This is a genomic window from Cellulophaga sp. 3_MG-2023 (assembly GCF_030546975.1).
Classification (GTDB): Bacteria; Bacteroidota; Bacteroidia; order Flavobacteriales; family Flavobacteriaceae; genus Cellulophaga.
The window spans coordinates 107,829-123,103 of sequence record NZ_JAUOPS010000004.1; the positions used below are offsets into that span (position 1 = coordinate 107,829).

Below are 15,275 nucleotides of genomic sequence, written 5' to 3' on the forward strand. Positions count from 1 at the left end.
TTATTAAAGTGAAAAATTATTAATACAATAACAAAACTACGTATTTATTTCGATAAAATCAGATAATAAATACGTAATAATACGTAAGTTTGCTAAGTAATCTGATAAACACGTACGTATGAAAACCGTAATTGTAGTAGGAAATGGAATGGTAGGCTATAAGTTTTGCGAAAAATTTGTGGCCAAAGAAACAAATAAAGATTTTAAGCTTATTGTTTTTGGCGATGAGCCAAGACCTGCTTATGACCGTGTACATTTAAGTGAGTTTTTTGAAAACCAAGATGCAAAGGCATTAGAAATGGCTCCTGCAGAATGGTATACTGAAAACGGAATAGAATTAATGGTTAATGAACGTGTTACAGATATTAATCGTGATGAAAAAACAATTACAACTTCTAAAAACCGTGATTTTTCTTATAATAATCTTGTACTAGCCACAGGATCATCTGCATTTGTACCTCCTATTAAAGGAGTAGAAAAAGAAGGGGTTTTTGTATACCGAACTATTGAAGATTTAGAAGGTATGCTAGCTTATGCAGCTCTACTTAAAACAAAAAATCCTAATGCAAAAGCTGCTGTTCTTGGAGGCGGACTTTTAGGTCTTGAAGCCGGTAAAGCCGTTATGGATATGGGTTTAGAGCCACACATTGTAGAGTTTGCTCCTAAATTAATGCCAAGACAGTTAGACTCTAGAAGCAGTCAGGTTCTTCAACTAAAATTAGAATCTATAGGTTTACATATTCACCTTAGTAAAGCAACAAATCAAATATTAGGAGACAAAGCTATTACAGGAATGGAATTTGGCGAAGATGACGTACTGGATGTAGAAATGCTAATTATTTCTGCCGGTATACGTCCGCGAGATGAACTAGGAAAATCTAGTGGCTTAAAAATGGGTGTGCGTGGCGGCATAGTAGTAGATAACAAAATGCAAACCTCTGATAAACACATATACGCTATTGGAGAAATTGCCTTATACAACCAAATGATTTATGGTTTGGTTGCTCCTGGTTATGAAATGGCTACTGTTGCTGTTGACCAGATTACAGGGAATTTAGAAAATAAAATGGCAGAAGAGATTGATATGTCTACCAAACTAAAGTTAATTGGTGTTGATGTTGCTAGCTTTGGAGAGCCTTTTATGCCTGCTACAAAAGGACATTCTGTGATTTTTGAAAACAAAACACAACATTTGTATAAAAGAATAAATGTAAGTCTGGACGGAAAAAAACTTTTAGGCGGAATTTTAGTTGGTGATGCTACAGATTATAGTATGCTACATCAAATATATTTAAATGGTATGCCTATTCCTTCAGATCCATCACAGTTAATATTGCCTGCTGGTGATGGCGCTGCTTCTTTTGGCAGTGCTATGGATTTACCAGATACTGCTGTTGTTTGTTCTTGCGAAGCCGTAACTAAAGGGCAGGTTTGTTGCTCGGTAAAAGATGATGGCAATGAAACTGTAAAAGATGTTGCTAAAGCAACCAAAGCAACTACCGGTTGTGGTGGCTGTAAACCTATGGTGACAGATTTAGTAAATGAAACTTTAAAATCTCTAGGTAAAGTAGTTAAGGAACGTATTTGTGAGCATTTTGATTACTCTAGGCAAGAGCTGTATGACATTGTTAAAATGAAACACATTAAAGATTATGATGAACTGCTAGACACTCACGGTAAAGGAAATGGCTGCGAAGTTTGCAAACCGTTAGCAGCATCATTATTTGCTAGTATATTTAATGAAACAGCAAACAGACAAGATACAATACAAGATACCAATGATAGGTATTTGGCAAACATTCAGCGTAACGGAACCTATTCTGTTGTGCCACGTGTTGCCGGCGGAGAAATATCTCCAAAACAAATGATTGCTATGGGCAGAATTGCTCAAAAATATGACTTATATACCAAAATTACAGGCGGACAACGTATAGATATGTTTGGCGCACAATTACACGAACTTCCTCTTATTTGGGGAGAATTAATTGCCGAAGGCTTTGAAACCGGACAAGCTTATGGAAAATCTTTACGTACCGTAAAAAGCTGCGTTGGCTCTACGTGGTGCAGATATGGTATGGATGAAAGTGTGAGTTTTGCAATAGAAATAGAAAACAGATACAAAGGCATAAGATCTCCTCATAAATTTAAAGGTGGTGTATCTGGCTGTATTAGAGAATGTGCAGAAGCTCGTGGTAAAGATTTTGGCTTTATTGCTGTAGAAGGAGGTTGGAATGTATACATAGCAGGAAATGGTGGTGCAACTCCAAAACACGCTTTGTTATTAGCCGAAAAAGTAGATAAAGAAACTGCTATAAAGTATGTAGACAGATTTTTAATGTATTACATACAAACAGCCCAACCACTAATGCGTACTGCTGCTTGGTTAGATAAACTAGAAGGCGGTATAAATTATGTTAAGGATGTTGTTATAAACGACTGTTTAGGTATTGTAGACCAATTAGACGTAGAAATGCAGAGATTGGTTGATACTTATAAATGCGAATGGAAAGAAGCTATTGAAACCCCTGAAATAAGAGCTAAATACACACACTTTGTAAACTCTACCGAGGAAGATGAAAATATAGAATTTGTATCATTAAGAGATCAAAAAATGCCGGCTCCTTGGGTATAATAGAATATGTTTAATTAAAATAATTAAAGATGATAACTTCAATTTTAAAAGAATACTCATTAACAGCTTTAGAACAAGTAACAACCTGGTACAAAGCTGCAGAAATTACTAAGTTCCCTAAAAATGGTGGTGCCTGCGTAAAATATAAAAATAAACAAATTGCTGTTTTTAATTTTACAAGAGAAGGTAAATGGTACGCCTGCCAAAATTTATGTCCGCATAAAATGGAAATGGTACTTTCTAGAGGTATGATTGGTGAAGATATGGGAATACCTAAAGTGGCTTGTCCGCTGCATAAAAACACATTTTCTCTAGAAACCGGAGAAAATTTAAACGGCACTTTAGATGCTATTGCAACTTATCCTGTAAAAATTGAAGATGGTTTTGTGTATATTGGGTTTTCTGAATAGCTTTGAAACAAACCTTACCACATATGGCAACAACAAATAAACTAAAACAAGCTTTTGATCTTTTTGATAAAGCAAACAACCAAGACCCAAATAAAGAATTATACCAAGGTAAGGAGTACGCAAAAGAAGTACTATACGCTATACGTATGACAAACAAACTAAACTCTTTTGCCCCAAATGCATCAGAAGTATTACAGTTAACTGCTCGTTGCCAACACATTTGCAGATGGGAAATACCAAGAGACTCTTATGAAATGAACAGGACTGGATATTTAACTTGGAGACAAGACCTTAAAAAATATCATGCAAAAAAAGCAAGTTCAATTTTAGAATCTGTTGGTTATGACCAAGAAACAATTAGTAAAGTTGCTTTTTTACTTGAGAAGAAACAGTTAAAAAAGAATGAAGAAACACAGACCTTAGAAGATGTTATTTGCCTGGTATTTTTAGAGTTTTATTTTGAGCCATTTGCTAAAAAATACTCAGAAGAAAAACTTATTGATATTTTGCAAAAAACGTGGCGCAAAATGTCCAATTTAGGCCAAGATGCAGCTTTAAAGCTACCTTTATCAAAAGCATCTTTAGAACTAGTAGGCAAAGCATTATCTTAAAAATGCTTACAATAAGCTACTAATATGAGCGGTAATAAATTAGAAAAATCTTTAGACACCACCACATTTCTTAGAATAAGAAAATGGTACCTACTAGCATTGTTAGCTATTGCTTTTTCTATTGTTTTTTCTCAGGTTTTAGTACAAATGCATTTAAATTCTCAGTTAGATGATTCTCGCGTCATAAATGTTGCAGGTAGGCAACGTGCTTATAGTCAAAAATTAGTAAAAGATATTCTATTGCTAAATAGACACACATCTAATGAAGAAAAAAAACAAATTTTACATAATACAAAAAACACCTTAGATGTTTGGCGCATATCGCACAATGCGCTTCAGTTTGGTAATGACTCTATGGGTTTACCTAAAGAAGAGAATAAAGAAATACTAGCTCTATTAAAAAAAATTACACCACACCATACCGCTATGATGAGCGCTGCAAATAACACCATTCATCTTAAAAGCAACAATATAAGAGATAGCATAAGTTTAGAAAAAGATATAACTATTCTACTTAAAAACGAACGCATATTTTTAAATTTGATGGATACTATTGTAAATAAATATGATAGTATAAGTAAAACTCAACTTCAAAAATTAAAACAAAAAGAGCACATATTAGTTGCGCTTTCCTTACTAATTCTTCTTTTAGAAATTTTATTTGTTTTTAGACCATTATCTATTCAAATTAGAAATAGTATTGCTAAACTTCTAAAAGGAAAAATAGAATCTGAGAAAAACACTGCTAAAATAGAGGAACTATATCAAGAAAAAGAAAACTCGTTACAAGAACTACAAGAATTAAATTTTGTTATAGATAATGCAGCTTTATTTGCTAGTACTAAAAATAATGAAAGCGTAGTTTTTATCAGTAAAAAATTTCAAGAACTTTTAGGTTGTTCTACTCAAGACTTATCTAAACCATTGTCTGAGATACTAACAACAAACGAAGGCCAACAAGAGTACCTTAAAGAAGTTTTAAAAAATAGTAGAAAAAACATTAGAACTGAAGAAATAAAAATAAGGACTAAAAAAGAACAGGATGTTTGGTTAGATATGTCTATTATTCCACTTCATCAATCGTCTAAAAAACAAAGTGTTTTAATTTTATGTTCTGATATTACAGAACGAATAGAAAATCAGCAAAAACTAGAGCAATTAACAAAGCAAAATTTTGAAGACAAAATACTTCAAAGAAAATTACAAGCAAGCCAAATTGTAGAGGGACAAGAAGAAGAGCGCAAACGTATTGCAAAAGACATACATGATGGAATTGGCCAAATGCTTACTGCTCTTAAATTTAACATAGAATCTATTAACTTAGAGAATAAAGAAAAAACAGAGGAGAAGATAGCATATTTAAAAACACTATGCTCAGACCTAATAAAAGGTGTACGTACTGCTACGTTTAACCTTACTCCTCCTGAGTTAAAAGATCATGGTATTTTTCCTGCTCTGCAAAAAATGACAATAGAATTAGCTAAACTAACTGGGAAAAATATTCTTTTTGAAAATAAGACCGATAAAAACATTAGGTTTTCTTCCTTAGTAGAAACTAATATTTATAGAGTAACACAAGAGGCTATAAATAACGCTATTAAGTATGCAGATGCCAATTATATTTTACTTAGTATTAATTATGACCAAAATATACTAAGCATTTTAATTGATGATGATGGTAAAGGTTTTGATGATACTATTTTACACAAGACACCAAAAAACAATAGTGAGGGCGGTATGGGGCTTTTTTATATGAAAGAACGCATAAACTATATAAACGGAAGACTATTTATTAACTCTACTCCAGGAAAAGGAACTAGAGTTACCATAAATTACAAGCCCGAAAAAAAGATAAAACAACCATAAAACCAACGCTATGAAAATAAGAATTAGAGGAAATTCTATTAGATACAGACTTACTAAGAGTGAAGTAGAGGCATTTTGCAAAACAGGTTCTTTTGCTCAAGAAACAGAGTTTGGATCAACTTTATTTTCATATAGAATACACGCAAAAAAGGATATAACTAATCTAGAAACCGATTACATTAATAACACTATAACCATATACGTTCCTAAAGATTACACAACCAATTGGTTTAGTAGTAACACTGTTGGTTTTAGTCATAATTTCATCACTAAAAACGGTAAAGAAATTTTTATTTTAGTTGAAAAAGATTTTGTTTGTATGGATGAAACTGTAGAAGACCAGACAGACAACTACCCCAATCCTAATGCTTAACAGTATTTTAAATAAAAAAAGAGTGCCCTTAGGACACTCTTTTTAACTAACCAACTAAATACTTATTATAGTAATTAATTTTCTTTATCTTCTTCAAACTCTGTTTCTGCAACTCCAGTTTTAGCTGTGTTTAAATCTCTAAACTTTAAGCTTGGTTTTTTTCCATCAAAATCAAAAACTAAAATCTCTTTAGACTGCATAAAGTCTAGACTTTTAAAGCTATTGAATTTATTATTTTGTAATTGTAATACTTGTAGGTTTACCAGTTGTCCAAATTCTTGTGGTATATCTCCCATTAACTGGTTGTTAGCAATTACAAGCTCTCTAAGCTCTACTAAGTTCCCTAATTCTTTTGGGATAAAACCAACCAAATTATTTTCAAAAAGCCCTAAACTTTCTAATTTAGATAAGCTTCCTAACTCATCAGGTATAATACCTGAAAGTTTGTTACTAGACACATTAAATACTTTTAATTTTTTTAATTTACCAACGCTTTTAGGAATTTCTCCTTTCATTAGGTTATTAAATAGTACAATACTCTCTAAATTAGCTAAATCTCCTATTTTAGAAGGTATTTCACCTGTTAGTAAATTCATCTCTAAATGAACATTTCTCAACTCTTTTAACTTAGTAATAGTCACAGGTATTTCTCCGCTGATCTTATTAAACGCTAAGTTTAAATCTTGCAAACTTTTAAGCTTATAAATTGTTTGTGGCAAAGTTCCCTCCAAGTTGTTTCTAAATAAATTTAGTCCAACAACTTTATTGTCTTCTACTTTAACACCTTTCCAAGTAGAAACTGGTTTATCTAAATTCCACTGAGTTGTCCATTGGCTTCCGTTTGTAGCATTGTACAAGTCTATAAGCACTGCTTTTTCTTTAGAAGATATTTGCCCCACAACTGTTTGTAGTGCTACTGCTAAAAAAGCTATGATTGTGTAAGTAAAATTCTTATTCATATCTATACTGATTATCAAAGTATTGCGATACAAATAGAAGCTAATTATAGATAACTGGCAAAATTATTAGATGAACTACAAGCGGTTAGCGTGTTTTTGTTGTGAAACACGCATTTTCTGTGGTTTAGCAAAATAGCCTACAAAACCCTACATTACTTACAAATCTTCTAAATTTAAGGTTAGCTCTTCCCAAGTAGACATTAGTTCTTTTAATTTTTTCTTTTTTGCCTCGTATTTATCAAAAAAATCTGGTTCTGCAATTGTAGCTTCATAGTCCAATAAAAGCTTCTGATCTATCTTTTTTATGTCGCTCTCCAAAGTAGAAATTTCACTTTCTACATTACTTAGTTTATTTTTAAGGGACTTTATTTTTTTCTGATCTTTATAATCTACTTTTTTATCTTCTTCTTTTTTTACAGCTTGCTTAACCTTAGTCTTTTTTTCAATAGCTCTAAAATTTTCAGCTTTACGTTGGTCTAAGTAATAGTCTATATCTCCTAAATATTCTCTTATTTTTTGATCTTTAAACTCGTAAACTTTATTAGTTAAACCTTGTAAAAAATCTCTATCGTGTGATACAAGTATTAGTGTACCCTCAAAATTTTGTAATGCTTGTTTTAAAACGTTTTTAGACTTTATATCTAAATGGTTGGTAGGTTCATCCATTACCAATACGTTTAATGGTTGTAGTAACATTTTAGCCAAAGCTAAACGGTTACGCTCACCACCAGACAATACTCTTACATACTTATCTACATCATCTCCTCTAAATAAAAACGATCCTAAAATATCTCTAACCTTACTACGGTTAGTTTCGTTAGCAGCATCTATCATAGTATCTAAAATAGTTTTTGTACCATCTAAATACTCTGCTTGGTTTTGAGCAAAATATCCTATTTGTACATTGTGCCCTAATTTTAAGTGACCGCTATACTCTAACTCACCCACCATAATTTTTGCTAAAGTAGATTTTCCTTGTCCGTTTTGACCAACAAAGGCTGTTTTACTATCGCGTTCTATTAATAAATCTATATTATTTAAAACTTTTCTATCGCCATAGTTTTTAGACAAATCTTCAATCTCCGCTATAATTTTACCTGGATTTATAGATATAGGAAAACGTAAATTCATTACGCTATTATCATCCTCATCTACCTCTATCCTATCAATCTTATCTAACTTTTTAATTAAAGATTGCGCCATAGTTGCCTTAGATGCTTTTGCTCTAAATTTCTCTATCAGCTTTTCTGTTTGCTGTATTTGCTTTTCTTGGTTTTTTTGCGCGCTTAATTGCTGTGTTTTAAGCTCGTTACGCTGAACCAAGTATTCTGAATACGGTTTATTGTAATCGTATATTCTACCTAAAGATATTTCTATGGTTCTGTTGGTAACATTATCTAAAAACATTTTATCATGCGATACAATTACTACAGCACCAGAATATCCTTTTAAAAACTGCTCTAACCAAATAATAGATTCTATATCTAAGTGGTTGGTAGGCTCATCCAGCAGCAGCACATCGTTAGTTTGTAATAGTAGTTTTGCCAACTCTATACGCATACGCCAGCCTCCAGAAAATGTCTCCGTTTTTTTATCAAAATCTGCTCTACTAAAACCTAAACCTTGTAAAACTTTTTCTGTTTCTCCTTGGTAATTATAACCTCCTAAAATTTCATAATGATGCGTAATATCATTTAAATCTATAATAAGCTGACTGTAACTATCACTTTCGTAGTCTGTACGTTCTGCTAATTGATGATTAATTTCATCTAACTTTAACTCTAAAGCTTTAATTTCTTCAAACGCTTGGTAAGACTCTTCTAAAACAGATCTTCCTTCTACAAAATCTATATCTTGTTTTAAAAAGCCAATTTTTACATCTTTATCTGCTGCAATTGTACCACTATCTATTGGCATTTCTTTAGACAATAGTTTTAATAAGGTAGACTTACCTGCACCATTTTTTCCTATAAGTCCAACACGGTTTCCTGGGTTTAACCTAAAAGAAATTTCTTCAAATAAAAACTCTCCTCCAAAAGAGACAGATAAATTGTGAATATTAAGCATAAAATGTGACTAATGTTACAGATGAAAATTATAGAAAATAGTATTTTTGTAAAAACTTTTTGCAAATGTTAAAAAAAGGAAACAAACTCAGCAGTATTTTAACAGGAACTTGTCCAAAATGTCACTTAGAGAACATGTACAAGGATAAAAACCCTTACCATTTATCAAATGTGTACGATATGCACGAGCGTTGTTCTCATTGTGGTACCAAATATCAAATGGAGCCTTCGTTCTTTTACGGAGCAATGTACGTAAGTTATGGTGTTGGTATTGCATTTGCTGTTGCTGCTTTTATAATCTCTTTTATTTTTATTGAAACGAGTCTTTTAGTAAGTTTTATTTGTATTGTAGCTACGTTAGTTGGTTTTATGCCAATAATTATGAGATTGTCTCGTAATATTTGGATAAATATGTTTATACATTATGATAAAAACGCAGCCGCTAAGTTTAAGAGCCAGAAGCATTAAGGTATCTTTTAATAAAACGATTACAATTTATCTCTTTTGGTAGCAACTCTTTGTTTTCTATAAAATTAAAAAGATGTTTAGCTGCGTAAGGTCCTGCCATAACGCCTCTAGAACCAAAACCATTTAAAACATATACATTTTTATGCTTTGGATGCTCGCCAACTAGTGGTTTTCTATCTGCTACTGTTGGCCTAACACCTGCTTTGTGGTCTACAACCTCATAACTGCATTTTAAAAAGGTATTTAATTTGGTTAACAACTCTTCTTTAGCGGTTTCAGATACGTTGTTTGTTTTGTCGTCTCTATTATAAGTGGCTCCTACCCTATACAAATCATTACCCATAGGTATTATAAAGACAGATGATTTTATAACACTTTTCTCTTTCAAATCTGGAGCCTTTATAGTTAAAAGCTCTCCCTTTGTTCCATTTAACGGTAAATAATTAAAAAACGGATTGCTTTTTAATCCAAAACCAGTAGCAAAAACTATTTTTTCTGCCTTAATACCTTTGTATATAACTCCGTTTTCTTCAATTTGTAAAGCATCAAAATCAAACGTTTCTTGTAATATAGCTTCTTTTTTAATTAAGTAATTTTTATAGGCTGATAAAAGCTCCTTTGTATCTATTCTACCTGTATGTAAAACCTCGCCATAGCCAAAGTTTGCATTTATATCAGCATTTTTATTTTGAATAATTTTTGGTGATAAAAAGTAATTAAGACTTGGCTTATCCATAGCCTCAAACCACATATTTTGCTCCTCTACAGAAGCAAACCTACGTATTACAGGTATTTTATAGTCTAACTGTACTTTTAGCTTATCTTCTAAAGCCTTGTAAAAGGGTAGCGCAAGGTCTAATTGTTGTTTTGCGTTCCAGGCAAGTGTAAAACGTTTTAAAATAACTGGGTTATACAAACCACCTGCAACTACAGAAGATGTCTGTGAGTTATCTGCAACCACCTTAAACGTTTTATTATTTTTTTCTAGTGTTTCACAAAAAGAAATACCTGCCAACCCCAGGCCTACAACTACATAATTTACCATATTACAAAAGTAGATAAAGTAGCTTAATTTATATGCATAAAAAAACTCCCTAGGAATATAATCCTAGGGAGTCTGCTTATTGTATTTGAATTGGAATTCTAAAGCAATTTAATAGCTCCACATATCTTGTTCTCTGTCTCTAATAACCTCTTTAATTCTTTTGGCTTCTAGCAACTGAAACAATGCGTTGTCTGAAATGTAATCTTTAATTTTACGATCTCCGTGTACATTTTCTTCTTTGTAAATAGTTGCATGGAACCTTCTTGAGTTTAACAACATATCAAAAGAAATTGGACTTGCAGAGTTTCGTTGATTAAACACTTTTGCTGTATGCAACAATTCTCTAGCATCTGGATACCAAACCCAGAATAAAGGAATTTTATTACCATCTATATCTACAGACTCATCATCTATAAAGTTAACATCTGGTGCAACTGGAGCAATACCTAATAAACGGTATTTTAATTCTCCTTGTCTTTTATCAAAATACCACATTCCTTTAATTAGGTATTCTTCTAAATCTGCTGCAACAAGATCTCTCTTGTTAATATATTCTTCAGAAACAGTTTCTCCTGCATTATATTGGTCGTAACCATAATCTGTAGTATCTACCTTCTGCATAGAAGCTTTTAAGTCTTCTAATTTTCTTTTTTCTGTAAAGTAAGAATCTGCATAAACTTCTAATTCTCCACTCTTAATACCTTTCATTAAAACGTGGTATAACGATCTTCTGTTTTTACCTATGTCTATAGTATCAATTGGGTAGTATAAAGGAAAGTTTACACGCTCATCTAAATCTATAACTTCCCATACAGTAGTAGACCATAAAACATCTCTGTCGTCTACATAACCATACTTTAATGGTCCGTCATTATCTTTTTTAATTTGTTCTTCTGTTTTAATACCAATTTCTTCTGGTTTTTTGGCATTCAATACATTTGATTGCGCCATAGCAGATATCGAAGACATTGCTACTAAACCTACTACTAAAATGTTTTTCCAATTCATCATTTAAATAATTTTATTTTGAAGCTATAAGTAAGTTGCTATTTTACAATAGCAACTTACCTTTTAGTTTCATTTATTCTAGTTTGTAATTTCTACAAGTACACTAGAAACTTTCTTTAATCTATAACTCTTGTTATTTGTAATATAAGCTTGGATATTAAATATCTGAACCATATCACCTCTTTTTGCTCTTTTTAATGCAGATTTAGCTCTACTGTCTAATTTTCTACCATTAACTCTAATTGTTGGCTGTCCTGGAACTTTAAAGCTGAAACCGCTTACACCAATATTTAAATCAAAATCAAAATCTTGTAATAATGCACCAACTGTAGATACTTCTAAGTTTTTACGTGGCATTTTAACGCTACCAGTTTCTCCTCTAATAGAACCTGTTGGACTTGGTATATCTTTAATTCTAAATTCTGATGAAGAACTAACTGCTTTACCATCTGGCAAAGTACCAGAAGCTTTAATAGTTACAGATCTTCCAGAACCTGGATTCATAACATACTTACTACCACTTACCGACTTTAAGCCTGGAGCAGAAGCTCTTACTTTATTATTTGGTATACCAGGTATAGAAATTGTCATTGGGTTAGCAACACCACGGTAAACAACGTTCATCTTATCTGCTGCAATTAATGCTGCACTTGGCTTAGATATAGTTGCAAAAGAGTTTTTAACTTCTACAGGAACTTCTTCACCATCTTGCTTAAAGAAAAGTGTACCTGCTACTTCGTGATCTCCTGGGTTACCAGCACCAATTAACATTTTAACACCTCCAGCTTCAAGCTGATAATCTGTACCTTCTTTTAATTTTCTACCATCTAATGTTAATTCTGCTCTTACTGGAGTAGAAGAATCATCAGTTTTGCTAATAATAATTTTACCATCGTACTTTTCACCTGCATAAAATGCTGACTTAGATCCAAAAAGTGATGTTTTAAATTTCTTTAAAGAAACCTGATCTGTTAAGTTACCTTCTAACATTGCTTTTAAAGCATCTTCTTCAGTAGACTTAATATCAGACTGTAAAGCTGTAATTTTAGTTAAAGAAGCTATTAAAGGAAAACCTTCATAGTGATAGTTAATCCAATCTTGCTTGGTCTTATCTTTCTTCTCTACTTTACCATTAGCATCTCCAGTTTCAAATCTAGCCTTTACAGAACTTTTTATTTTTTCTGGTACTAACTTAGATACTTGCTCACGGTAATCGTTAATTCTTTTCATGAACTCCTTACCACCTTCTGCTAAGTTTTCTCCGCTAAAGAATTTTTGATCTAAGTAATCAGACTTATCCATTACTTGGTAATCTGTAGGATCTTCAACGTTCTTAGTCATCTCATTTTTAAGACCTTCTAAATAGTCATAATAGTCTTGAGATATTTTTTGTACCTGCTGCGCTTTTTTATAATCTTCAGCATACTTTGCTGCATTCTCTTCTGCCTTTGTTCCAAGACCTTCTAAGAAAGCTACATTGTTTTCTGTTGATTTTTTGTTAGAAGCTTCCATCTTTACATTCATTAAGCCGAATGCAGCTAGAACTTCTTTACTCATATTTAACGCCAGCATACAAATGAACACTAAGTACATTAAGTTTACCATTCTCTGACGTGGTGACTGTTTTCCTCCTGCCATGTTTTCTACTAATTTTAGTTAATAATTGATTTGGGGTTATTAGTATTAACTAATTAGTTTTTGCTCATTGCTGATAACATACCACCGTATACTCCGTTTAAAGAAGATAAGTTTGTTGCTAAAGATTCCATTTGATCTTTTAATGCTGAAGAGTTTTGTACTACTTCTTCATTAATTGAAGCTTGTCTGCTAGCACTTTCTAATTGTACTTTGTATAAGCTGTTTAATGATTCCATCTGCGTAGCAGCTTGTACCATTTCATCAGAATACTTTCTAGTAGATTCCATTGCATCTACAGTAGGAGCAATTCCTTTAGCAGCACCTTCAAAGTTTTTAATGCTGTTACCAAGGCTTCCCATCAATTCTGCATCAACACCAGCTTCTTTTAACATTTCGTCTAATTTCTTAGATAAAGATGCTTCTGTTTCTTTTACTTCTAAAGTTTCATTCTTTTGTTTAGCTGATCCTTGACCACCTGCTAATTCTGGGTATACTAAAGACCAGTCTAACTCATCCTCTATTGGTTCAAATGCACTAATTGCAAAAATAAGTGCCTCTGTAATAAGACCAATTGCTAGTAAAACACCACCGTTTAATGGTCCTAACTCCCAGTGAAGGATTTTAAATAGTGCACCAATAATTACTACAGATGCTCCAAGGCCATAGGCCATATTAAATAATTTCTTTGTTGATTTTGATTGTGCCATAATTTTAAATTTTAATTTGGGTTTATTAATTATAAGTATTTAGGGTTAAATTTATTCGGTTTTTTAGTCGGTAGAATCTTCTTCTCCCATGTAATCTTGTACAGTTCTAAAGCCAATATAACTACGGGCAGAATCTCTGTATTCATAATCTCTTGTAGATACTTGTAAGAAGTAAGCAACATCTTTCCAAGAACCACCACGTATTACTCTTCTTGCGTTACCACTATCTCCTCCGTTAGGGTTCATTGTAGAAACAAAATCGTAAGTACTTGGATCGTAGCTAGAGCTTGTCCATTCAGACACGTTACCAGCCATATTATACAAGTTAAAGTCGTTAGGCTCATATGCTTTAGCCTCTACTGTATACAATGCTGCATCTGCAGCGTAATCTCCTCTTTGTGGTTTAAAGTTTGCCATATAGCAACCAGTATCACTAATTACATAAGGACCACCCCAAGGGTACATACCACCTTCTATACCACCTCTTGCAGCGTACTCCCACTCTGCTTCTGTAGGCAATCTAAATTTATTAACTGGCTGTTTACCTCTACTTTTTTGGTCGTCGTTCTTTAATTTTGTTCTCCAGTTACAAAAAGCTGTTGCTTGATCCCAAGTAACACCTACTACTGGATATTCGCTATATGCATCGTGCCAAAAATAATCGTTGTGCATTGGCTCATTATATGAGTACTCAAAATCTTTAATCCATACTGTAGTATCTGGGTAAACAGGTAACTCAGTCTGCTTAATAAAATCTTTTCTGCTTCCAGTTTTAGATCTTGCAGCTGCATCTATGTCCATCCAACTGTACTTATATTTAAGCTGTGTAACATCTATAGTACGTTGCCCGTTATATGCTTCTTCTTCTGGAATGTATAACTTATCCATTACCTCAACATAATACTCGTCTGGGTATTCAGATGTATCCCAAATAAGTTTTTCTTGCTTATTTAAGGCTCTACCTTCATATCCTGATGGGCCACCACCACCATAGTTGTCCATCATATACTTATCGTACTCAGACATTTTAGTTGTATCTGCATCTTTAAATGCATAATCACCAATACCACCATCTTCTGGGCTTAAGCCTAACTCATCTGCTAATATTGCCAATTTTGTTCTTGTAATAGAATCTTTAACCCATTCTACAAACTGACGATACTCACTATTTGTTATTTCAGTATCATCCATATAAAAAGAAGTTACTGTAACAGTTTTAGTTGGCGCATTTAAAACCTGCGCTTGGTCTTCTTCTGTTTTACCCATGATAAAAGATCCTCTTGGGATCAATTCCATACCATAAGGTTTCTCCGGATACCATTTTTTTCCTTGGGCTCCTACCAATTCTCCTTTTGTTCCTGACTTACCACAACTGCCAAGTAAAAGAACAAATCCCATGGACATTAACAATAGTTTCTTCATAATTATAGGTTAAATTTCGATTTAAGATATTTAGTTCTTAAACATATATATTCAATCATTAAAACAGCGT

At 32.7% G+C, this 15,275-nt stretch carries 13 protein-coding genes; 6 read left to right on the plus strand and 7 right to left on the minus strand.

From position 1 onward, the window contains the following. Positions 1–118: 118 nt before the first annotated feature. From nirB to Q4487_RS11775, 5 genes are read left to right on the plus strand one after another with little or no spacing between them, the layout of a single operon-like run. Positions 119–2,632 carry a nitrite reductase large subunit NirB gene (nirB, locus tag Q4487_RS11755; protein WP_303543154.1) on the plus strand — a complete coding sequence of 838 codons (2,514 nt, stop codon included), beginning with the start codon at positions 119–121 and terminating at the stop codon, positions 2,630–2,632. A 32-nt stretch (positions 2,633–2,664) separates the two neighbouring features. Further along, positions 2,665–3,042 carry a nitrite reductase small subunit NirD gene (gene nirD, locus Q4487_RS11760; protein WP_303543293.1) on the plus strand — a complete coding sequence of 126 codons (378 nt, stop codon included), beginning with the start codon at positions 2,665–2,667 and terminating at the stop codon, positions 3,040–3,042. Between the two features lie 23 nt (positions 3,043–3,065). Further along, positions 3,066–3,653 (plus strand): DUF4202 domain-containing protein, encoded by a 588-nt coding sequence (locus tag Q4487_RS11765; protein WP_100896816.1) that lies wholly within the window; start codon positions 3,066–3,068, stop codon positions 3,651–3,653. A gap of 24 nt (positions 3,654–3,677) precedes the next feature. Then, the gene (locus Q4487_RS11770) at positions 3,678–5,519 is read left to right on the plus strand and encodes an ATP-binding protein (protein ID WP_303543150.1); all 1,842 of its coding nucleotides are present in this window, start codon (positions 3,678–3,680) and stop codon (positions 5,517–5,519) included. Between the two features lie 10 nt (positions 5,520–5,529). Continuing rightward, positions 5,530–5,892: a hypothetical protein gene (locus Q4487_RS11775; protein WP_303543148.1), complete on the plus strand. Its 363-nt coding sequence runs from the start codon at positions 5,530–5,532 to the stop codon at positions 5,890–5,892. A gap of 74 nt (positions 5,893–5,966) precedes the next feature. On the opposite strand, the gene Q4487_RS11780 is transcribed toward Q4487_RS11775, so the two are convergent. Continuing rightward, positions 5,967–6,851: a hypothetical protein gene (locus tag Q4487_RS11780; protein ID WP_100894937.1), complete on the minus strand. Its 885-nt coding sequence runs from the start codon at positions 6,849–6,851 to the stop codon at positions 5,967–5,969. Between the two features lie 156 nt (positions 6,852–7,007). Beyond that, positions 7,008–8,918 carry an ABC-F family ATP-binding cassette domain-containing protein gene (locus tag Q4487_RS11785; protein ID WP_303543145.1) on the minus strand — a complete coding sequence of 637 codons (1,911 nt, stop codon included), beginning with the start codon at positions 8,916–8,918 and terminating at the stop codon, positions 7,008–7,010. Between the two features lie 65 nt (positions 8,919–8,983). Here Q4487_RS11785 and Q4487_RS11790 point away from each other — a divergent pair, with 65 nt between their 5' ends. Then, positions 8,984–9,385 carry a DUF983 domain-containing protein gene (locus tag Q4487_RS11790; RefSeq protein ID WP_100894935.1) on the plus strand — a complete coding sequence of 134 codons (402 nt, stop codon included), beginning with the start codon at positions 8,984–8,986 and terminating at the stop codon, positions 9,383–9,385. Here the strand turns inward: Q4487_RS11790 and Q4487_RS11795 are convergent. From Q4487_RS11795 to gldK, 5 genes are all read right to left on the minus strand, one after another. Then, positions 9,366–10,430, minus strand: coding sequence for an FAD-binding oxidoreductase (locus Q4487_RS11795; protein WP_100894934.1), 1,065 nt, complete (start codon positions 10,428–10,430; stop codon positions 9,366–9,368). The two genes, Q4487_RS11790 and Q4487_RS11795, sit on opposite strands and share 20 nt — an antisense overlap. 108 nt (positions 10,431–10,538) lie before the next feature. Beyond that, on the minus strand, positions 10,539–11,438 hold the full coding sequence (gldN, locus tag Q4487_RS11800; protein WP_100894933.1) for a gliding motility protein GldN: 900 nt from the start codon (positions 11,436–11,438) through the stop codon (positions 10,539–10,541). A gap of 78 nt (positions 11,439–11,516) precedes the next feature. After that, a complete protein-coding gene (gene gldM, locus Q4487_RS11805) occupies positions 11,517–13,076 on the minus strand; it encodes a gliding motility protein GldM (RefSeq protein WP_303543142.1) in 1,560 nt (519 codons plus the stop codon). A 53-nt stretch (positions 13,077–13,129) separates the two neighbouring features. Further along, positions 13,130–13,783, minus strand: coding sequence for a gliding motility protein GldL (gldL, locus tag Q4487_RS11810; protein ID WP_303543140.1), 654 nt, complete (start codon positions 13,781–13,783; stop codon positions 13,130–13,132). Positions 13,784–13,846: 63 nt separating this feature from the next. Beyond that, positions 13,847–15,205 (minus strand): gliding motility lipoprotein GldK, encoded by a 1,359-nt coding sequence (gene gldK, locus Q4487_RS11815; protein WP_100894930.1) that lies wholly within the window; start codon positions 15,203–15,205, stop codon positions 13,847–13,849. Positions 15,206–15,275 lie beyond the last annotated feature (70 nt).